17 protein-coding genes and 1 pseudogene are annotated in these 21,091 nt (G+C 69.0%); 7 read left to right on the top strand and 11 right to left on the bottom strand.

All coding sequences use genetic code 11. From position 1 onward, the window contains the following. Positions 1-41: 41 nt before the first annotated feature. Positions 42-269 carry a hypothetical protein gene (locus OHA03_RS38815; RefSeq protein ID WP_267009698.1) on the top strand — a complete coding sequence of 76 codons (228 nt, stop codon included), beginning with the start codon at positions 42-44 and terminating at the stop codon, positions 267-269. Positions 270-473: 204 nt separating this feature from the next. After that, complete coding sequence (locus OHA03_RS38810; RefSeq protein WP_267008692.1) at positions 474-3,350, top strand: SpoIIE family protein phosphatase; 2,877 nt, start codon at positions 474-476, stop codon at positions 3,348-3,350. Between the two features lie 31 nt (positions 3,351-3,381). Here the strand turns inward: OHA03_RS38810 and OHA03_RS38805 are convergent, their stop codons facing one another. The 4 genes and pseudogenes from OHA03_RS38805 to OHA03_RS38790 form a co-directional block, all read right to left on the bottom strand. Beyond that, entirely contained in the window at positions 3,382-5,217 is a 1,836-nt protein-coding gene (locus tag OHA03_RS38805; protein ID WP_267009623.1) for a glycoside hydrolase family 15 protein, read from the bottom strand. 162 nt (positions 5,218-5,379) lie between these two features. Beyond that, positions 5,380-6,438, bottom strand: coding sequence for an NAD(+)/NADH kinase (locus tag OHA03_RS38800; RefSeq protein WP_267008691.1), 1,059 nt, complete (start codon positions 6,436-6,438; stop codon positions 5,380-5,382). A 207-nt stretch (positions 6,439-6,645) separates the two neighbouring features. Then, on the bottom strand, positions 6,646-8,535 hold the full coding sequence (gene nhaA / locus OHA03_RS38795; protein WP_267008690.1) for a Na+/H+ antiporter NhaA: 1,890 nt from the start codon (positions 8,533-8,535) through the stop codon (positions 6,646-6,648). Positions 8,536-8,742: 207 nt separating this feature from the next. Beyond that, a pseudogene (locus tag OHA03_RS38790) lies at positions 8,743-8,968 on the bottom strand (VOC family protein); the annotation flags it as partial. 190 nt (positions 8,969-9,158) lie between these two features. On the opposite strand from OHA03_RS38790, the gene OHA03_RS38785 reads away from it, so the two are divergent. Then, entirely contained in the window at positions 9,159-9,899 is a 741-nt protein-coding gene (locus OHA03_RS38785; RefSeq protein ID WP_267008689.1) for a bifunctional 2-polyprenyl-6-hydroxyphenol methylase/3-demethylubiquinol 3-O-methyltransferase UbiG, read from the top strand. A 140-nt stretch (positions 9,900-10,039) separates the two neighbouring features. Here the strand turns inward: OHA03_RS38785 and OHA03_RS38780 are convergent, their stop codons facing one another. Further along, positions 10,040-11,047, bottom strand: a complete 1,008-nt coding sequence (locus OHA03_RS38780) for a PHP domain-containing protein (protein ID WP_267009622.1) — start codon at positions 11,045-11,047, stop codon at positions 10,040-10,042. 180 nt (positions 11,048-11,227) lie between these two features. After that, positions 11,228-11,674: a nitroreductase family deazaflavin-dependent oxidoreductase gene (locus tag OHA03_RS38775; RefSeq protein WP_267008688.1), complete on the bottom strand. Its 447-nt coding sequence runs from the start codon at positions 11,672-11,674 to the stop codon at positions 11,228-11,230. A gap of 254 nt (positions 11,675-11,928) precedes the next feature. Between OHA03_RS38775 and OHA03_RS38770 the strand changes: the two genes are divergently transcribed. Next, the gene (locus OHA03_RS38770) at positions 11,929-12,891 is read left to right on the top strand and encodes a DUF5996 family protein (RefSeq protein WP_267008687.1); all 963 of its coding nucleotides are present in this window, start codon (positions 11,929-11,931) and stop codon (positions 12,889-12,891) included. 41 nt (positions 12,892-12,932) lie between these two features. On the opposite strand, the gene OHA03_RS38765 is transcribed toward OHA03_RS38770, so the two are convergent. After that, on the bottom strand, positions 12,933-13,292 hold the full coding sequence (locus OHA03_RS38765) for a UBP-type zinc finger domain-containing protein (protein WP_267008686.1): 360 nt from the start codon (positions 13,290-13,292) through the stop codon (positions 12,933-12,935). Positions 13,293-13,421: 129 nt separating this feature from the next. Continuing rightward, positions 13,422-14,651 (bottom strand): aromatic acid exporter family protein, encoded by a 1,230-nt coding sequence (locus tag OHA03_RS38760; protein ID WP_267008685.1) that lies wholly within the window; start codon positions 14,649-14,651, stop codon positions 13,422-13,424. 360 nt (positions 14,652-15,011) lie between these two features. On the opposite strand from OHA03_RS38760, the gene OHA03_RS38755 reads away from it, so the two are divergent. Continuing rightward, positions 15,012-16,388, top strand: a complete 1,377-nt coding sequence (locus tag OHA03_RS38755) for a nucleobase:cation symporter-2 family protein (protein ID WP_267008684.1) — start codon at positions 15,012-15,014, stop codon at positions 16,386-16,388. 113 nt (positions 16,389-16,501) lie between these two features. Here OHA03_RS38755 and OHA03_RS38750 read toward each other — a convergent pair whose 3' ends face one another. Further along, positions 16,502-17,338, bottom strand: coding sequence for an undecaprenyl-diphosphate phosphatase (locus OHA03_RS38750; protein WP_267008683.1), 837 nt, complete (start codon positions 17,336-17,338; stop codon positions 16,502-16,504). Between the two features lie 304 nt (positions 17,339-17,642). On the opposite strand from OHA03_RS38750, the gene OHA03_RS38745 reads away from it, so the two are divergent. Both OHA03_RS38745 and OHA03_RS38740 read left to right on the top strand, forming a co-directional pair. Then, on the top strand, positions 17,643-18,044 hold the full coding sequence (locus tag OHA03_RS38745) for a BlaI/MecI/CopY family transcriptional regulator (protein WP_267008682.1): 402 nt from the start codon (positions 17,643-17,645) through the stop codon (positions 18,042-18,044). A gap of 16 nt (positions 18,045-18,060) precedes the next feature. After that, positions 18,061-19,032 (top strand): M56 family metallopeptidase, encoded by a 972-nt coding sequence (locus tag OHA03_RS38740; protein ID WP_267008681.1) that lies wholly within the window; start codon positions 18,061-18,063, stop codon positions 19,030-19,032. 56 nt (positions 19,033-19,088) lie between these two features. On the opposite strand, the gene OHA03_RS38735 is transcribed toward OHA03_RS38740, so the two are convergent. Then, a complete protein-coding gene (locus tag OHA03_RS38735; protein WP_267008680.1) occupies positions 19,089-19,916 on the bottom strand; it encodes a peptidoglycan recognition protein in 828 nt (275 codons plus the stop codon). A 312-nt stretch (positions 19,917-20,228) separates the two neighbouring features. Next, on the bottom strand, positions 20,229-20,990 hold the full coding sequence (locus OHA03_RS38730; RefSeq protein ID WP_267008679.1) for a MerR family transcriptional regulator: 762 nt from the start codon (positions 20,988-20,990) through the stop codon (positions 20,229-20,231). Between the last annotated feature and the right edge of the window lie 101 nt (positions 20,991-21,091).

Below are 21,091 nucleotides of genomic sequence, written 5' to 3'. Positions count from 1 at the left end.
GATGCGCGGACTCACCGAGATCCTCTTCGCACAAGCGATACATGCAGCAGCAGTCGATCGCTCGTGGCGTTACGCTCATTTTGTATGCATTCATTCCGACTGTGGAGGCAGCCATGCGCCCTACCGACGAGTACCCCACTCCGTCGCAGGCCGAGGGCGAGAGGTTGGAAGAGGATTTGAATCCGGCCGAGGAACGGCATCCCGCCACGACGCGCACCCAGCCCTCCCAGGCCGAGGGCGAGCGCCGAGCGGAGGATGACGAAAGCTGAAGTGGAGGTGGCTCCGGCTCCGACCGGAGTCGGAGCCACAAGGCCGCGGCGTCAGGTCCACGCGTCCGACCTCCACGAGCGTGGCGGTCGACGGCGCGGGCGCGGTGACGGACGTCCCTTGAGTTACCGATCACCTGGTCGGCGGGCAGCCGCTGCGTAGCGCGATTTCGTACCGACTTCGCGCCCGAAATATACAGTTGATCCATGAATGCTCGGTTGGCCCTGCTTGACAGTGTGGAACAGGGCGTCACGGAGGGCGAGGTGCTGCGGCTCGCGCTTCAGCACGCCGTCGCCGAGCTGGACGGCCTGGGCGGGACGGTGCACCTGCGTGGTCCCATGTCGGCGCTGCGTCTGGTGTCAGTGGCTGGACTGCCCCCGGCCCTCGTCCGGCCGTGGGAGATCATCGACCAGGAGGACACCGCGGCCCCGGCCCGCGCCGTGCGCCAGGGCATCGGTGTGTGGGCGCTCCACGACCCCTGGGCCACCGCCCCGCCCGCGTCGGCCACCGACTGGCCCGGTACAGGCCTGGCGGCCGTACCGGTGTTCGGCGCGGAGCGCCCGGTCGGCGCGCTCACCGTGGTGACAGGCGCCTCGGGAGAGCCCACGAGGAAGCATTGGGATTTCCTCACAGCGGTGGCCTCCTGGGCGAAGGAGCGGATGATCCAGGCCCCGCCCCCCGTTCGCCCTGCCCCGGAGGAGCCGAGCGGCAACTTCCTGCGGCAGGCGCTCAAGGCCGTCCAGGTAGGTACCTGGGACTGGAACATCCGCACCGGCGCACTGTCCTGGGACGATGCGGCCATGGCCATCTACGGCACCGAGCCTGCCGACTTCACGCCCCACGTCGAGAGCTGGATGAAGGTGGTCCACCCAGACGACGTGCCGTGGGCGCTCGCCGCCGTCGAGAAGGCCATTCGCAACCACGGCGTATTCCAGGCCGAATACCGAGTACGACGCCCCGACGGCAGTTACGGCTGGACCCAGGCGCGCGCAAGGGTGGTGCTCGACGACGCGGGCGAGCCCTACCGGATGATCGGGACGGCGTGGGACAGCAACGAGTCCCGGTCCGCCCGTGACGCGCTCAGCCACGCCTTGCGCCATATGAGCGACGGCTTCCTGTCGGCGGACGACGACTGGCGGATCACCTTCGTCAACCTGGAGGCGGAAAGCATGCTGGGCTCCTCCGAGGAGGAGCTGTTCGGCCGCGTGCTGTGGGAACTGCCCGCCGTGCAGCAGGTCGCCGACATGGAGGCCCGGTGCCGCCGGGCCGCCGCCACGGCCACGCCCGCAGGCTTCGACATCCAGATTCCGGATACAGGACGCTGCTACCACCTGCGGCTCGTCCCGGTGCCCGACGGGGTCACGCTGTACTTCACCGACGTCACCGAGATGCGCAGGCACGAGGCCGAGCGGATCGCCGCCGAAAGGGCCTCCGCCGAGCGCGCCTCCCGGATCACCGAGCTGACCGCAGCACTCGCCACGGCGACGACCTCACGGGACGTGGTGGACGCGGTGGCCCAGCGGGTGCTGCCGCCGTTCCGCGCCACCGGGCTGCTCGTGCAGGCCGTCGAGGGAAACCGGGTCCGCAACGTCGGAGCCGTCGGCTACCCCAGCGCATTCCTCGAAAGCGTCGACGGCCGTTCGCGAATCGCGAAAGACCCCGTCTGGGACGCGATCTCCACCCAGCGGCCGCTGTTCCTCTCCTCGGCCCAGGAGTACGCGGCGCGCTATCCCACTATGGCCGACCATCCGCGGGACGTCGGCAAGCAGTCCTGGGCGTTCCTGCCGCTGACCGCCTCCGGGCACACCTTCGGTGTCTGTGTGATCGTGTTCGACCAGCCGCGCCGCTTGGCCGACGAAGAGCGCACCCTGCTGACCGCCATCAGCGCCCTGGTCGCGCACGCCCTGGAACGCGCGCGGCTCTACGACGCCGAGCACACCCGGTCCAGGGAGCTGCAGCGCGCGCTGCTCCCCCGGACACTGCCCGACCTGCCGTCGTGCACCACCGCCGCCCGCTACCTGCCCGCCGGACACGGTATGGACGTCGGCGGCGACTGGTACGACGTCATCCCGCTCTCCGCCGGACGGGTCGCGCTCGTCATCGGCGACGTCATGGGCCACGGCCTCTCCGAGGCCGCCATGATGGGACGGCTGCGCACGGCCGTTCACACCCTGGCCGACCTCGAACTGCCTCCCGACGAGATCATGAGCCACCTCAACGACATCGTCAGCGGCCTCGGGGAGGACTCGTACGCCACGTGCCTGTACGCCCTGTACGACTCCACCACCCGGACGTGCTCCATCACCCGCGCCGGCCACCCACCACCGGCGGTGGTCCACCCCGACGGCACCGTCCACTTCCCGCATCCGGTCCCGGATCCGCCTCTGGGGGTGGCTGAGCCGCCGTTCGAGACGATGGAGCTGACGCTGCCCCCGGGAAGCCTCCTCGTGCTGTACACCGACGGTCTCATCGAATCGTCCGAGCGCGAGATCGACCAGGGCATGACCGAGCTGGCGCAGCTCCTGCGCACCGAGGAGAGCGAAGACCTGGACCAGCTCTGCGAAACCCTTATCGCCGGCCTGCTCCCCGCCGGACAGCACACCAGCGACGACGCCGCCCTCCTGGTCGCCCGTGTGCACGCGCTCAGCTCCGACCGGATGGCCTCCTGGCCACTCCCGGAGGAGCCCCAGGCAGCGGGACTGGCCCGCAGGCACGTCCGGGAGCAGCTGGCCACGTGGGGGCTGGACGACATGGCGACGACCACGGAGCTGCTCGTCAGCGAGCTGGTCGGGAACGTCGTACGACATGGGAGGGGACCGCTGCGACTGCGGCTGCTACTCGACGCCGACCTGGTCTGCGAGGTCTCCGACGGCAGTCTCACCATGCCCAGGGTGCGCCACGCGGCCGAGACGGACGAGGGTGGCCGGGGACTGCAGCTCGTCGCCGCGCTCTCCCAGCGGTGGGGCACTCGCTACACCGCTGCCGGCAAGTGCATCTGGACCGCGCAGGCGATGCACGGATCCGACATCCCGGCTCCGCTCCTGCCGGAAGCCGGCACGCACGCCACCACGCCTCCCGAATGACCGCCTGACGCCGAGCACGCCTGATCGGGGTTCAGCCGAGCGCACGGTCGAGGTTGAATGCAGCACTGATGAGGGAAAGGTGGGTGAAGGCCTGCGGGAAGTTGCCGAGTTGTTCTCCCGTCGGTCCGATCTCCTCTGCGTACAGGCCGAGATGGTTGGAGTAGGTGAGCATTTTTTCGAAGGCCAGGCGGGCATCTTCCAGGCGGCCGGCTCGGGTGAGGGCTTCGATGTACCAGAACGAGCAGATCGAAAAAGTGCCCTCCGTGCCCAGGAGGCCGTCCGGGCTGGCTCCCACGTCGTAGCGGTGGACAAGCGAGTCGGTGACCAGGTTCGCACCCAGAGCGTCCAGCGTCGCGAGCCACTTCGGGTCGACAGGTGAGACGAACTTGACCAAGGGCATCATCAGCACCGAGGCATCCAGGACGTCGCCGTCCAGTTGTTGGACGAAGGCGCCGACCTCGGCCGACCAGCCCCGGCTCATGATCTGCCGGTAGATCGCGTCACGGCTCCGCCCCCACCGGACAAGGTCGGCAGGCAGGCCACGCCGGGTCGCCATACGCATGGCCCGCTCGATCGCCACCCAGCACATCAGACGCGAGTACAGGAAGTCCCGTCGTCCCCCGCGGGTCTCCCAGACGCCTTCGTCCGGCTGGTCCCAATGGTCGCAGACCCAGTCCACCACGGCACCGACCTCGTCCCAGCGGTGGCTGCTGATGGGGTGCCCCCACTTGTCGTACAGGTAGATGGAGTCGATGAGCGCTCCGTAGATGTCCAGCTGGAGCTGGGTCGCAGCGCCATTTCCCACCCGCACCGGAGACGACCCCATGTACCCCTCGAAATGCGACAGTTCGCGCTCGGGCAGCTCGCGGCGTCCGTCGATGCCGTACATGATCTGCAGCGGCCCGGTGGCTTCGTCCTCGCACATGATGCAGGAGGACAGGAAGCCCATGAACGCTTCGGCCTCCGATGTGAAGCCCAGCCTGAGCATGGCGTAGATGCAAAAGGCGGCGTCCCTGACCCACGTGTACCGGTAGTCCCAGTTGCGCTCGCATCCGATCTCTTCGGGCAGGCTCGTCGTCGGCGCAGCCACGATCGCGCCGGTCGGCGCGTACACGAGCAGCTTCAGCGTCAGCGCGGAGCGGTGCACCATCTCCCGCCACCGTCCGTGGTAACGGGAGGCGCTCAACCACCGCCGCCAGTAGCGGACCGTGGCCTGGAACTCGTCCTCCGCCTCACGCCTGGCACACCCTCGCGGAGCGACCTCTGCCCCGACCCGGTCGAGGGCGAAGACCGCGGACTCACCTTCCAGCAACTTGAAGTGCGACCAGGCATCCGTGCCGTCGCATTCGAGCGGGACGGTGGCCGTCAGAGCCAAGGACAGGTTCTCGGACTCGAAGTGCGCACTGTCGCCCTGCAGGCGCGCAGTGTGCGGCTCGGTCCCGTAACCGAAGCGGGGAGCCACCCGCGCGGTGAACGGAAGCGAGCCCCGGACGCACAGCAGGCGTCTGATCAGCCGGTGCCGGTGAGCCTCGCCCGATTCGTCACCGATGGGCATGAAGTCCTGGATCTCGCCCACCCCGTCCGCGGCGAAGAATCGCGTGATCAGCACATTGGTGTCGGGAAAATAGAACTGCCGGGTCCGCGCAGGTACATCGGCGGCCAGCTGGAACGATCCGCCCCGGTCCGCGTCCAGGATGGAGCCGAACACGCTGGGCGCGTCGAACTGCGGGCAGCAGTACCAGTCGATCGTGCCGTCGGTGCCCACGAGCGCGACGGTACGAAGGTCGCCAATCAGGCCGTGTTCAGCGATCGGCAGATAGCGTCCGGAGCCCGCTCCCTGCCCGTATCCGGCATTCTCGAACACCATGCCAGGCCTCCCTGCCACCGCGGCGCCACCGCCGTGAAACCGAAAATAACCCTGATAAGAGTCTAAATCGCCACACAGTTGAACTTGGCTCTGCCTCCTCAGCTGCACCATCGCCAGGTGCCGTGCCGTGACCACGACGGCGGGTGATCACCGGCTGTGCATTCATGCGACAGGCGGCGTGGGCAGGCGCAGGTGGGCCAGATCGTCGGGCGGTGGGCTGTCGGGCCGGTGGAAAAGCGGGGTCTGGTCGATGGCGGCCGCCGGGGCGTCGGCCAGCTGGAAGCGCTCGCGCAGCCGGTGGTAGAACTCCAGCGGTGCCAGACGGGCCAGGCGCAGCCGGTACGGTGCCCGGTAGACCGCGACCCAGTCCCCGGGGTCCAGCACTCCGCGCGTCTGCCCGTCGATGCTCACGGCCACCCGGCCGGAATGCGGCAGCACACGTACCGCGACCGCCTCGTCGGCGGCGGCTATCACCGTACGGCCGAAGGCCATGTGCGGAGCGACCGGGGTGAAAACGATGGCGTCGGCGGCAGGGTCCAGTACCGGCCCTCCCGCGGCAAAGTTGTAGGCGGTCGAGCCGGTGGGGGTTGCCATGATCACCGCGTCGGCCGAGTAGGAGGCGAGCAGCTGCCCGGCCAGGTACACGGCCACGCTCGCCTGCCGGTCCCGGGCGAGCTTTTCCAGGACCACGTCGTTCACGGCGGTGACGTCCAGGGCGACACCCCAGCCGACCGTCTGCGGCCCAGCGGGGCGCAGCGTCGGCGCAGGCAGCGCGGGGCCGCGCCCGTAGCACAGCACCGTGTCCAGGCCGACGGGCGTCTGAAGCGGGCGCGACGCGCGCAGCGTGAGCACCATGCGCTCCTCGATCACCGCCTGATCCCGGTGGAGAACGTCCAGAGCCTCCTCCACCTGGTCGGTGGTGATCTCGGTCAGGAAGCCGACCCGGCCCACGTTCACGCCCAGTACCGACGCCCCGTCCTTGGCAGCGATCCGTGCGCCACGCAGAAACGTACCGTCACCACCGAACGTGATGATCGACCCAGGATGGCCCGCCGCCTCGGCCTCTTCCTGGCCTCCGTGCCGCGGTTCCCCCTCCCGCCACACGTCGATGTCGGTGCAGGCGATGCCGCGAGCGGCACACCACAGGCGGGCAGTCCGCGCCGCCGCGACGGCGGCGGGCCTGCCTTGGTGGACGACCAGACCCAGCCGATTAAGAGGCATCACCTCTCACCGTAGACCGCCCCGGCCCGCCGCGCAGATCGCAACAGATCGTCCCGGCAGACGGGTGTTCGAGCGGATCTTCGCCCGGCTTCAGGGCTTCGAACGCCTCCGTACCCGCCGGGAACGCGGAGCCGACAGCCGTGAAGTCTTCCTCAACGGGCCGGCTGCTGCAGAACGCCGTGCTGTCACCGGTGCCGTCCGGCGGATCTACCGCGTCAGTCCTGCGCGCGCACGGGCTGTCCGCACTGCGGCGGACAATGCGTCGATGTCGTAGGCGCCGCGGTGCTGCAGGCCGTTGATGAAGAAGGTGGGCGTTCCTGACACCCCGCTCAGATCGGCCGACTCCCTGTCCTCGGCGACCCGGCCGGCCCCCGCGTGGGTGCGCAGACTGCGACGGAAACGCTCGGCGTCCAGGCCCAGTTCGTCCGCGTAGCGCTTCAGATCGGGCGCCCGGAGCGCGCCTTGGTGCTCCAGGAGGCGGTCGTGCATCTGCCAGAAGGCTCCCTGCTCCGCCGCGGCCTCGGCCGCCTCGGCGGCGAGTTGCGCGCTGGGATGGACGTCTGTGAGCGGCAGATGCCGCCATACGTATCGCAGATCACCGAAGTCGGCGAGCAGGTCGCGGACCACGGGTTCGGCCTGGCCGCAGAAAGGGCATTCGAAATCGGCGTACTCGACCAGTGTCACCGGGGCGTTCATCGGGCCCCGGACGTGGTCACGAGCGGGGTCGACCGGGACCGCGAGATCGATCACCCTCTCGGCTGTGCCGAGGAGTGCCCGTGCCCGCCGCTGCGGCGACAGGAGCCTGATCGCCGTCGCCACGGCGCAGGTTGCGAGGAAGGAGCAGATCACCGCGCCCAGGATGCCCAGCTTCGCCTCTTCGAGCCGGTCTCCTTCGAAGGCGAGCGTGGAGATCAGCAGGGCCACGGTGAATCCGACCCCGGCGATCGTGCCGCCCCCGGCCAGGGCGCCCCAACCGACCGGAGGTCTCAGCCGACTGCGGCTCAACCGGGCAAGCAGCCAGGACGCAGCGGTGATACCCACCGGCTTGCCGACCAGATAGCCGAACAGGATGCCCAGAGTGACCGGGGACGTTGCCGCCCGCGACAGCAGTCCTGCGTCGATGGTGATGCCGGCATTGGCGAGGGCGAAGAGCGGCACGATCACATAACTCGTCCACGGGTGGTAAATCTGTTGCAGCCGCTCGTTGAGCGACACCGCCGATGCCAGCCCCTGGCGTGCCGAACGCTCCAGCTCAGGTGTGGGCTGCTCCCGGAATGAGATGAACAGATCGCTCGCGCGTTCCAGATCGCTGCGCGCCGCCGGGTAGGCATACGTCAGCAGCCCCATGGCCAGGCCCACGACCACCGGATCGACACCGGACTTGAGCAGGGCGACCCAGGTCGCGGCCCCCATCAGCAGGTACGTCAATCCGTGGCGCACGCCCGCCGCCCTGAGCAGCAGGATCACGCCGAACAGAGCCACGGCCGCGAGCAGGGCGGGCACGGTGATGCGCTCGCTGTAGACGAGGGCGATGACCACCAGGGCCAGCAGGTCGTCGACCACGGTCACCGTGAGGATGAACGTGCGCAGCGCGACGGGGAACCGTCGTCCCAGGATCGCCAGCATGCCCAGGGCGAATGCGGTGTCCGTGGACATGGCCGCACCCCATCCGTGGGCCGAGGCACCGCCCGCGTTGAACACGAGGTAGATGCCGACGGGAACGATCATTCCGGCGAGCCCTGCGGCCAGGGGCAGCATGACCCTATGCCGCTCCCGTAGCTCGCCCATGTCGAACTCCCGGCGCGCCTCCAGCCCGATGACGAAGAAGAAGAACGTCATCAGGCCGCTGTTCACCCACTCGCGCAGGTCCAGCGACACCCCTGACGATCCCAGGGTCACCGACAGATGCGTCTCCCAGAAGGATGCGTACCCCTCGGGAGCCACGTTCGCCCACACCAGCGCCGCCACCGTGGCGGCCAGCAGCACCGCCGCGCTGCCGGACTCGGTCGCGAGGAACGCGCGCAGCGGTGTCCGGGTCCCCGGGTCACGTGTGCTCTGCTCCTGGAAGGGAGGCGGGGAGGAGGGGGCGTATGTCACGGGGCCATCATCGCGTGCCGGGAGCCCGTCGGGGTGCAACGGCCCACCAGGAGCCGCACCGCACTCGACCGCTTCATCTGCCGACCGGTCCTGCACGCTCGCCGCGCATTCGGATGCGGCGGTATTCCCCCGATCGAGCTGTCGCAAGAACCCAGGAGCGGAGCCGACGACGGCGCGTAACCGCCGGGCGTCGATCAGGTGCTCTCCTCAGACGACCGGCTCACCGATGCCCAGCAGGTTCCCCTCGCTGTCACAGAACCAGGCGCCGCGTTCACCCCGTGCACCCTTGCTGGGGTGGTTCCCTTCGATCTCGGCGATCCCGTCCCGCGTTCGAAACCCGGGTACGTCGACCCTTCGAACACCACGCCGCGCCGTTTCAGCTCCGCACGACTGTCTCGATGTCGTCCACCACCCACGCCATCTGAGTGAAGGTACGTCCGCGTTCATGTCTCCACTGTGCCGTGCGCGATGGCCGGAGGGGTGGAGGCAACCGACGCGTGCCACGGTGGCCTCACCGACATCGAGCACGAGCGACAGGTTTTGGACGATGGCCACTTCAATGCCACAGGCCGGCGACAGAACTGAGTGGCCGTTCGGAGTTGGCTCCGCATACCTTCGACGGCATGGCTGACGAGTGCTTCAGGCATCCACGGCTCGCCGAGATCTACGACCCGCTCGACCCTGATCGCAGCGATCTCGATGCGTACGTACGGATGACGGAGGAGTTCGGGGCGCGTCGAGTGCTGGATATTGGCTGTGGGACAGGTGTGTTGGCTCTCCTGCTGGCTGATCGCGGCATCGAGGTCGTCGGTGTCGATCCCGCCGGGGCGTCCATCGATGTGGCCCGGGGCAAGCCGGGCAGCGAGCGGGTGCGCTGGATCTGCGGTGACGCGACAGCCCTCCCGCCGCTGCGGGTCGACCTCGCCACGATGACGGCGAACGTTGCCCAGGCCGTCACCGATCCAGAGGCGTGGCAGCAGACCCTGCGCGGGGCCCACGACGCACTGCGCCCCGGCGGACATCTGGTGTTCGAGACACGGGATCCGGCCAGGCGCGCCTGGGAGGAGTGGAAGCCTGAGACCTCATACAGCGTGACGGAGATCCCGGGCGTGGGCGCGGTCGAGAGCTGGGTCCAGTTGATCGAGGCGACAGGGCAGCTGGTGACGTTCCGCTGGACCTATGTGTTCGCCGCTGACGGGCAGGTGCTGACCTCGGATTCGACATTGCGCTTCCGTGAGCGGCATGAGGTCGAAGCGGATCTGCTCTCGCACGGTTACGTGGTGGAGGACGTCCGCGACGCACCCGACCGTCCGGGCCGGGAGTTCGTCTTCCTCGCACGACGCCCAAGGGGCAGCCAGGTCTGAGGCCGAGTGCGGTGCCGGCGAGGAATCCCTCGTGCCGTCACCACCGTCCCCGACGGCAATCTCCGGACCTCAGACGAGTACCTCGCTCGGCGCCCCGCCCGCCGGACCCGAACGGCGAGGTCGCCCCGGAGGGACCGGGCTCACCGTCCTGTCCAGGCCAGCAGTTCGTCCACCGGCCATGAGGTGATGACCCGTTCCGCCGGCACACCGCACTCCTCGGCCCGGGCACAGCCGAAGATCTGCCAGTCGAGCTGACCCGGCGCGTGGGCGTCGGTGTCAATGGCGAACAGCACTCCGGCATTGACGGCGCGACGCAGCAGACGCCGGGGCGGATCGAGCCGTTCGGGCCGGCTGTTGATCTCCAGGGCGGTGCCGGACTCGGCACACGCGGCGAACACTTCGTCCGCGTCGAACTGTGACTCCGGGCGCCCCCGGCCGGTGATCAGACGGCCCGTGCAGTGCCCCAGAACATTCGCCTGCGGATGGCGGACAGCGGTGACCAGCCGACGGGTCATGGGCCGCGCGTCCATCCGCAGTTTGGAGTGCACGGACACGACCACCACGTCGAGCTCTTCCAGCAGTTGCTCCTCCTGGTCGAGGGAGCCGTCCGGGAGGATGTCGCACTCGATGCCGGTGAGCAGCCGGAACGGCGCCCAGCGCTCATTGAGTTCGGCCACGGCCGCCAACTGGCGGCGGAGCCGTTCCGGCGACAGACCGTGTGCCACGGTCAGCCGGGGGGAGTGGTCGGTGAGGGCCGCCCACTCGTGTCCCAGCTCCATGGCCGTACGGCCCATCTCCTCGATCGGGCTTCCACCGTCCGACCAGTCGGAATGCAGATGGCAGTCGCCACGCAACACGGCACGCAGCGTGCTGCCGCCTTCGGTGAGCGGAGCGGCGGTTTCTTCCTCCAGCCGCCGGAGGTAGCCCGGGACTTCCCCCGCCAGCGCTTCCCGTACGACCTGCGCCGTCTTCGGCCCGATGCCACTGACCGACTCCAGCGTCCCCGCCGTCACGCGTTCCGCGATCTCGTCGCCCTTCATCGCTCCGATCGCACCGGCGGCGGTACGGAACGCCTGTACGCGGTACGTGGCTGCCCGGTCGCGTTCCAGCAGGAAGGCGATCCGGCGCAGGGCGTCGACGGGATCCATCGGCACCTCCCGTACCGCCACGACACGACGGGGCTCCGCACCGGGCTCTTCCCACGTTGCCACAGCCACGAGGCGGGTGGCATCTCGTACGCCCCCGCTCAGCCGCTGCCGTACAACGCCGAGCGGCGCGCCGGAGGAGACGCTGCGGGCAACCGGGCCGACGCCTCCTCCGGGCCGTCGTCAGTGGCTCTCGGCTGCCGGTTCCAGGACGAGGACAGGAATCTGTCGGTCCGTCTTCTTCTGGTAGTCGGCGTAGTCGGGGAAGGCCTCGACCGCGCGCTCCCACCACACGCGCTTCTCGTCGCCGGTGACCTCACGGGCGTTCATGTCCTGGCGGACCGGGCCGTCCTGCAGCTCCACCCGGGGGTCCGCGGCGATGTTGCGGTACCAGACCGGATGCCGGGGAGCTCCGCCCAGCGAGGCGACCACGGCGTACGCGCCGTCGTGCTCGACCCGCATCAGCGGTGTCTTGCGGATCTTGCCGCTCTTGGCTCCGCGCGTGGTCAGGATGATGACCGGCATGCCCCGCATCATGGTCCCCTCCTTCCCTCCGGAACTCTCGAACAGTGCGACCTGATCGCGGACCCACTGCTCGGGGCTCGGCTCGTACTCACCCTTGAGAGGCATGGCATCTGTCCCATCGTCGGCATTCGGGCAGCGCGGATTTCGATGTGTCCTGCTGCACCGAGAACTCTTTCATCATCGCGCCGTCCCGGGACCCGGGCGAGTACGCGTGTCACAGGCCCTCCCGTCCGCAGGTTTGACGCGAGCACCGACCGCGGGTTCGCGCGACGTGCCGTGCGCGCCGGGCGTGGTCATCATGGACAGCATGGTCCTGCTCTCCGTCGGGACCGCCCGGCAGCACGAGAGGAGTGAGGGCCATGGAGTTGTTCCCGCCCATCCCGCTTGCCGAGTGGCGCGACACCAAGGAGACGCTGCACCGCTTCGCGCAAGTCGTCGGGAAGGTCCGTCTCGCCGCCAGCGTCCGGCGCAACCACTGGTGGAACGTTCCGTATCACCTCACCGGACGCGGTATCACCACCCGTCCGATGGGACAGATCGACGGCAATCCGATCTTCACGATCGACTTCGACTTCGTCGGTCATCAGCTGATCGTCGCGAGGCTGGACGGCATGACGGTCTCCTTCCCGCTGTCCGGCATGTCCGTGGCGTCCTTCCACAAGAGCGTCATGGCCGCGCTGGACGCACTGGGTGTCCGGGTGGAGATCGACACCCCGAGGCCGTTCGACCTGCCGGATGCCGACCGGCCGTTCGCCGAGGACACCGAGCACGCCGCGTACGACCCCGAACACGCCACCCGCTACTGGCAGGTCCTCAGCCAGGTGGCACTGGTGCTGGAGGAATTCGCGGCGCGCTTTTCGGGAAAGGTCAGTCCGGTTCACCATTTCTGGCACACCTTCGACATCGCCCACACCCGTTTCTCGGAGCGTCAGATCGACCAGCCTCCGCAGATCGACCCCGTGACCCGGGAGGCATACTCCCGGGAGGTGGTCAGCTTCGGCTTCTGGTTCGGCGACGACAGCTTCGCCGAGCCCGCCTTCTACTCCTACACCGCCCCCGAGCCGGCACAGCTGGCCGAGGAGCCACTCAGGCCCGAAGCTGCACAATGGGTCCCTCGCGGTGACAGCCATCTGGCCGTGCTTCTGTACGATGCGGCGCGCACCCGGCCCGATCCGCGTGCGTCCGTGCTCGACTTCTACGAAAGCGCCTACCGGGCGGGTGCCGGTCGCGCCGGCTGGGACATCGACCGGCTCGCGTGTCCCGGCGGGATGACGGACCCATTCATGCGCTTCCGCTCCACAGCTCCCGCTGCTCGTGAATGAAGATCACGAGTGACGATCACGTGGAGTGGATGCGAGCCACCTCAGTGCAACTGCTGCTCCCAGTCCACCGGGACCATGCCCTGCGGACCCGGCGTCGGCTGGGCCGGCGGGTGACAGGTGGGCGGGAGCAGCTCCGGCCCGTCGTAGTACTCCTCGGTCTCGACGTTCCACATCCAACTCTCCCCCGGCTCGAAGCTGGCCAGGAACGGATGTCCCGCGTCGCGGGCATGCTTCGTTCCGTGCTGCCCCGGTGAGGAATCGCAGCATCCGATGTGTCCACAGGCGGCGCAGCGACGCAGGTGGAACCACCACCCCGGTCCGTCACCCGCCAGACACTCCGCACACCCTGTGCCACTGGGAGCCGCGGTGAGATCGATACCTGGAATCCGGTCAGATGCCATGGGACGTGCCTCCGTGATCAGGCGTGAGCACACGGACCTCAAGGGTCGTGGCTCGACGCGTTGAGGCCTTCCGCTTCCCCTTCTGCATCGTAAGGCCGGGTGGGGCGGTGCGCCTGTGTCGGTCGGCCCTCACCTCACCGGGGCCGACGGCTGTGTCTCCCGGCTGCCGACCAGCCGCCGCCGGAGTGCGGCGAGTCGGGGATGTCGTTCATGCATTTCAGACGAGTGGAGGTCGAGTTCGTGACCGAGTCGTTCTGCGCGCTTGTCGATGTCCAGCTCGTCCAGAATGCGATCGACCTCGGCGAGCAGGGCACCGTGGAGTTGCCACTCTCTGGGGTGTTCCTGGACGTCCTCCAGCAGGAGGTCGGCCACCACGTCGCGGGTGGCGCGGCTGGACGCCAGTGCGGCGGCCAGCCGTGACTCGGCTTCCTCGGCGTTGGCGGACACCGGGGTGGTGATCAGCGTGGAGAAGCTTTCGATGGCCTCGGCCATCTGGGCGAAGAGTTCTCGGAGTGCCAGCGCCACGTCCTCGGGGAACAGCGATTCCTCGGTGCGGGCCTTGGCCAGGTCCGTCAGGGTGCGTGCCAGCACGCGGAGCACGACTGCGCAGATCTCCAGCGTGTCGAGTCCGGTACGCAGGACGATCCGGTAGAGGAGTCCCTGGCGGACCCGGGGGTTGAGCATGAGGCTTTCCTCGGCCTGCCGCAGCGAGGCGTCGACGGCCACGATGTCGTGGTCCAGCCTGCGGGCGTCGTGCAGTCTGGCCGCCGCCTGCGGAACGGAGATGTGTCCGCCGATCTCCTCGCCCATGGCACGGAACATCCGTCCCATCTCCCGTGCCAGTGTGTCGATGGACGCCCCGGCGGTCTGCACCCATACGGGCGGTGCGAACAGCAGGTTGAACAACAGGCCGACGCCCGCACCGATCAGGGTCTCGAGCACGCGATCCCACGCGGTGTAGGCGATCTGGGACACGCCGAGAACGAGCATCGCGCTGATGGCCACCTCGGGCACGAACTCATCGACCCGCACCATGCGTCCGATGATCAGCGAACTGAAGATCGTCAGCCCCAGGCTCCACCAGGTCAGGCCTACCAGGGCGCTGAACCCGATGGCGATGAGCACCCCGACGACGACGGAGTTGACGCGCCGGATGCCCGTGGTGAGTGTCGCGTACAGGGTGACCTGAACGACAAGGAGTGCGGTGAGCGGAGCTGTCAGCGGAGCGGGCTGAGGAAGGGTCCACACCGCGACGACATAGGCGATGACCGCCGCCGCCGTCGAGCGCAGGGTCTGCGCCGCGACAGGTTCGGTGGTTCGCCGTACGAGCTTGACCACAGGTGCGGAGAGTTCTGGCATTTCACTCCCCTTCCCTTGCACGACCGCTTGCAGCCCCACGAATCGACCGGACGGGTGCCGATGTGCCGGGACCGGCCGGCGCAGCCGAGACCGAAGACCCCGGATCGGTCGGCCGATCCGGGGCTCGCGGCCTCGTGAAGTACCGGCAGTGGAACCGCCCGGTGGCCCGGGGCGGCAGGGCGCAGCCGCAACCGCACCTTAGGAATGCGGCAATGTACGGGAAACACATTCAACAGAAAGTTGACCCGCTGCCGAGTCACCGCTCCCCCACGCTCGAACACGGCTGTCCGTCCGCGCTCACGCCCACCCACCCCTGCTCACGCACACCCGCCCGTCCGCCGCCCCATTCCGGAGGCATCCGTGTCACAGGCACCGTCCCCGCCCGCCCGCCACCCCGTCGATCAGGTGCTACCGCCCGGCCGTCTCGGGATTCTCGGTCTGCAGCACGTGTTGGTCATGTACACAGGCTGCGTCACCGTCCCCCTTGTCTTCGGCTCCGCCGCCAAGCTGGACACGTCCACCATCGGGCTGTTGATCAACGCCGACCTGTTGGTGGCCGGTCTGATCACGCTGATCCAGGCGCTCGGTATCGGCAAACTCCTCGGCGTGCGGCTGCCGGTCGTCGCAGGAGCCACCTTCACGGCGGTGACCCCGATGATCCTCATCGCGGGCGAGTACGGCATTCAGGCCGTGTACGGGTCCATGATCGCGGCAGGCGTCTTCGGCCTGATCGTCGCCGTGCCCTTCGCCCGCGCCGTACGGTTCTTCCCGCCGCTGGTCAGTGGTTCGGTCATCACCGTCATCGGGCTCTCGCTCATCGGAGTCGCCGCCGGCCTGATCGCCGGTCTCGACCCCACAGCCAAGGATTACGCCGCCCCCAGCCACCTGGCGCTGGCCGGCGGCATCATCCTGCTCATCATCGTCGTCAGCCGCTTCACCCGCGGCTTCGTCGCACAGATCGGCGTGCTCCTGGGCCTGGTCGGCGGCACCCTGGTCGCCGTTCCGATGGGCCTGACCGATTTCTCCTCGGTCGGGCAGGCCGACTGGCTGGGCGTCTCCTCGCCGTTCCACTTCGGTGCCCCGCAGTTCCCGATCGCCGCCGTCATCTCTATGTGCGTCGTGATGCTGGTGACGTTCACCGAGTCCACCGCCGACATGCTCGCTGTCGGCGAGATGACCGGCCGCCCGCTCTCCAAGCAAGACTTGGCCCGGGGGCTTGCCGCTGACGGCGTCTCCGGCATCTTCGGCGGCATCATGAACGGCTTCCTGGACACCGTATTCGCCCAGAACGTCGGGCTGGTCGGCATGACCAAGGTCCGCAGCCGCTACGTCGCCGCCGTCGCCGGAGGCATCCTGGTCCTGCTGGGCCTGGTCCCCAAGCTCGGCGAGATCGTCGCCTCGCTCCCCGAACCGGTGATCGGTGCGGCCGGTCTGGTCATGTTCGCCACCGTGACCGCCGTGGGCATCAAGACCCTGCGCAAAGTGGAGTTCGAGGGCACCAACAACCTGCTGATCGTCGCTGTCTCGATCGGGATCGGCATGCTCCCCGTCGTCGCGCCGTCGATCTATCACGCCTTCCCGACCTGGGTCCAGATCATCGGCGGCAGCGCCATCACCAGCGCCACCCTCGCCGCGTTCCTCCTCAACCTGCTCTTCAACCACACAGCCGGCCGCGGCAAATCCGCGACGGCCGAGCCGGCGTCGGCCACGGAGGTGACCACTTCCGGCCCGACCTGACGAACCCCGAGCCTCGAGTCCCGTCGCCCCCCGGGTGACGGGACTCGACGGTCCACCGACGCCGAGACGGCGAGGCCCATCGGCCTCGCCGTCTCTCGTGCGGGGTCTGCCCCTCAGGCGTTGAGAAGACCCGCGCCCAGCAGGGCGAAGAGCAGCACGCCCACGATGATGCGATAGATCACGAACGCGTTGAACGAGTGCTTGGCAACGAACTTCAGCAGCCAGGCGATCGAGGCGTACGCGACGACGAAGGAGACCACCGTGCCCACGGCGAGCGGTACCGCGCCCACCCCGCCGCCGACCGCGTCCTTCAGCTCGTACAGCCCGGCGCCGGTCAGTGACGGGATGCCGAGGAAGAACGAAAGGCGGGTCGCGGCGACCCGGTTGAGGTCCAGGATGAGGCCGGTGGACATGGTGGCGCCCGAGCGGGAGAAGCCGGGGAAGAGGAGCGCCAGGATCTGGGAGCAGCCGACCAGCATCGCGTCCTTGAGCGTGGTGTCCTCCTCGCCGCGCCTGTGCCGGCCCATCTGATCGGCCGCCCACATCACGCCGCTGCCGACGATCAGCGATCCGGCCACCACCCACAGCGAGGCGAGCGGTCCTTCGATGAGCGGCTTCGCGGCGAGTCCTACGATCACGATCGGGATCGTGGCATAGATGACCCACCAGGTGAACTTGTAGTCGTGGCTGTCCCGTTGGTCGCGATGGGCCAGGCCCCGTACCCACGCGGTGACGAATCGGACGATGTCCTTGAAGAAGTAGACGAGGACGGCGGCAATCGCACCCACCTGGATGACGGCGGTGAAGGCAACGACGCCCTTGTCGTCCACCGGGATGTCCATCAGCCCCTCGGCGATCTTCAGGTGCCCGGTGGAGGAGATCGGCAGGAACTCGGTCACCCCCTCCACGATCCCGAGAACGATGGCCTGTCCGATGGTGATGGCGCTCAAGTGTTCCGTCCTTGCGAAGCATTCGATGGGATGACGGTGGTGGTGCGGTGGCGCTCTCGCCTCAGGACCGCAGCTCCGAGAAGCGCGGCCCGCGCAACCGCCGGCAGCCGGTCGGCGGGTGCACCGGTCCCGGGCCGGGAAGTGCCCTGGGCTCGGGCGTGTGACGGGGCATCGGATTCCTGTCATGGCGGCGGGCGTCACGGGTCCAAGAGCATGCGTGGCACACTCGGGGAAGGCCATTGTCTTCTACGCGCGCGTAGAAGACGGGTGTGACTGTAGAGGATGAGCAAGGAGGCAGCCAACGGTGGATGCGGTCGAGCGTGCCGGGACACACGAGACGGACAGCCGCCTGGCCAATGGCAAGCGTGAGGCCGAGGTGCTCGCCGTGCTCCGGTCGGCGCCGGAGCCGCTCACCCCGAGAGCCGTACGTGAAGTCATGGACGACGACTTGTCGTACAGCACCGTCGTGACCATCCTGACCCGGCTGTACGAGAAGGACGTCCTCACCCGGGTCCCACGAGGCCGGGCCTTCGCCTACGCGCCCGCCACCGACGAACCGGGGTTCGCCGCCCGGCGGATGCGCCAGGCCATGGAGGAGGTGCCGGATCGCGAGACGGTTCTCACCCGCTTCGTCGACGACCTGTCGAGCGGCGACGAGGCGCTTCTGCGCCGCCTGCTCGGCGGCGACCTGGACTCCGGCCGGTAGGGCCACGGAGGCTGCCATGCATCTCGCCATCTACCTGCCGCTGTTCTTCCCGCTGCTGGCGGGACCCGCCGCCCGGCCGCTTGCCGACCGGCTGGAACCGCGACTGGCCACCTGGGTGCTGACGACGGCGTCCGTGGTGTTGGCCGCGGGCAGTACGACGGTACTCGGCCTCCTCGCCCTCGCCGGTCTGGTGCGTATCCCGAGGATCGCCCGACTCGCCGATCTGTCACCGGCAGTGCTGGGACGCGACGATCCGGCGTGGGTGCCGGTAGCCGTGCCGGCAGCGGTGCTGCTGCTCGCCGTGACCGTGGTCGCCTCCCGCTTCCTGGTCCGCCGGGTGCGGGCGGTGTGTGCCGCTGTTCTGGAGTCCGCGTGCTTCCCGGGTCAGGATCCGCTCGTGGTGATGGAGGAGTCGGCCGCCGACGCGTTCGCGATGCCCGGACTGCCCGGCCGCATCGTGGTCTCGACAGGCATGCTGGCCACGCTCGACGAAACCGAGCGCGCAATCCTGTTCGCGCACGAGCGGGCCCATCTGCGCGCCCACCACTATCTGTTCGCCGCAGCGGCCCAACTGGCCGCAACCGCGAACCCGTTGGTGCGCCCCCTGGCGGCTCAGGTCTCCTACACGGTGGAGCGGTGGGCGGACGAGGCAGCGGCAAGCGCAACCGGCGACCGGCGGCGGGTGGCGGTCACCGTGGGAAAGGCGGCGCTGGCGACAAAGCGCTCCGGCGGTCTGCGACGGCTGCCTGCCGCCGCCCTGGGACTTCTCGGCCGCCGTGGCGCGGAGCGCCGGACGGACGGGGAGCGAACCGGGCTGGACAAGGCGGGCCCTGTGCCGCGGCGGGTGGCTGCACTCCTGTCCCCCGTACCGACGGGCGGGAAGTGGCGAGCGGCGGTCACCGCCGCCTACCTCACGGCTGCCGTCCTGTGCACGTTCGAAGCCGCCCAGGATCTGCACGAGGTGCTGGAGCTGGCCAGAGGCGGCTGACCGGCAGGCCGGTGTGGGCCGCGGGCCCTGGAGGCGCACCGCATACAGGTGGGCGGTCAGCGGCCGCCGTCGAGGCTCGGCAAGGCCTGGGAAAGCTGGACACGAGCGGGTTCGCGCAGAACCCTGCCCTGGAGGCGGGCAGCAAGGTCCCGGATCGCGGGGAGCCGGGCGAACAGCGCATCCCCCGGGCAGTCGGTGGCAAAGCCGTCGCGATGGGCGGAGATGGCATAAAAACTGGCCGAAGTTCCCTTGGGGTAACGGCTCTTGTCATTGGTGGACGTGAGTCGCACCTTGCTGCGGGGGTCGACACCGCGCAGGCCGAGTTTCCAGGCGGCGAGGACTGCGATCGCATGTTCCATGGGGGCCGGCACCTTCGTACCTCGTCCGAAGGTGCCGATCGCCGCGATCCCCGCGGTGCCCTGGTTGAACCCCTGGGTGTGGGAGCCGACGACGGGGCGGTCGACACCGCCGGCGCGGCCTTCGTAGATGTTGCCGCATCGGTCGACGAGGAAGTTGTAGCCGAGGTCTCCCCATTGCTGATCGCGGGTCTGGCCCGTGTACAGGTTGCGCAGGGTGAGCGGGACGTCCGCGCAGTTGTAGTCGTTGGGGGTGTCGGTGTGGTGGATGAAGATCGCCGTCACCCCGTTCGCGTAGTGGGCCCGGGGATCACGCTTGGTCTCGTCGGCCCGCCACCGCGCACGCGACACGATGGCAGGGCGAATTGCTGCGTGGGGGAACGCCACCGCCATCGCTTTCAGCGCGACCGGCCGCGCGGTATCGACGGTCGGCGCCGGCCCCGTACCGGCCGGCAGCACCGAGGCCGGGCTACCCTGCATCGTCCCGCCGACGGCCCCGGCCATCGTCACCCTGGCCGGCGCCGCCACGAGTGGAACTGCCGCTATGGAAGCCGTGAGGGGCAGCACGATTCGCCACATACGCACAGGGGCCTTCTTTCCTCTTCGCCGAGCAGGCGGCGGGAGCACGTACGCCCGCTAGCCTTGCGGGAGGAGGCTCGCCGCGCGCGCCGGACTACTGCATGCAGGCGAGTACGACGTGGCCGACCTCGGTGTGAGCCCGACAGCAGTCCGTGGCTGAACCGTGCGGCAGGTTCCGGGGCCGGGCACGGGCGCCGGACCTCCCCGGCGGGGGCCGCCGTCGCAGGAGGGTGCCCGTGACGGCGGCCGGTACGTACCGGCTCAGCTCAGCCGGGTGGTGGCGTATGCCTCGATTGCGTCCCGCTGATACGCGGCCAGGCCGGGCGCGATCGCCTCGTATGCCGCGCGCCGCTGGTCGTTCTCCACGCAGGAGCGCCCCATCGCGCGGAACTCCTCGGCGGAGGCTGCCCGGAGCTCGGCCAGCGCCCTGTACTGGGCGTCGACCTCGGCCTGCACCGGGTCGGCGTCGGCGGGCAGACCTGCGGCCTGCAGCTCGGCCAGTCGGATCATCTGCGCCGTGCGTCGGCGGTGCCCGGCCTCGATTTCGTCCTGGCTCATCGTCGCAGTGCGCTGCTCGACCTTCTCGGCCAGTTCCGGGAAGTCGCGCATGCCCTCTCCGTACTGGGCGGGCCGGACACCCTCGAACAGGTTCTCCGGTCGGTTGATGCTGGTCATGGTTCTGCCGTCCTTCCTGGACTGCTCCAGTTCAGCGATCGTGCGGGAGACGGTGCCGGCCAGGGCATCGAGCCGGTCACGCTCTGCGAGCAACTGACGCCGGTGGCCGCGCAGGGCCTCGAGCTCATCGACCTGCGCGGCCAGGATCCGGCCGATCTCGGGCAGTCCCAGGCCCAGCGTGCGCAGTACGAGGATCTGTTGCAGCTGCAACAGCTGTCGCTCCTCGTAGTAGCGGTGACCGTTGGCGCCGATCCGGGCCGGCGGCAGCAGACCGATCTCGTCGTAGTGCCGCAGCGTCCGCGCCGTCACGCCCGACATCCGGGCGACCTCCGCAATCGGCCAGGCCATGGCCGCCCTCCTCACGAATGCTTCACCGGGCCGGCCGATCCGGCCCTGGTAAAGACGGTAGAAGCTGCCGCAGCGGCAACTTCAAGTCCAGCTTCGGTGTC

It is taken from the genome of Streptomyces sp. NBC_00154, from assembly GCF_026342835.1.
GTDB lineage: Bacteria > Actinomycetota > Actinomycetes > Streptomycetales > Streptomycetaceae > Streptomyces.
This window is presented reverse-complemented; position numbering and strand designations above follow the sequence as displayed.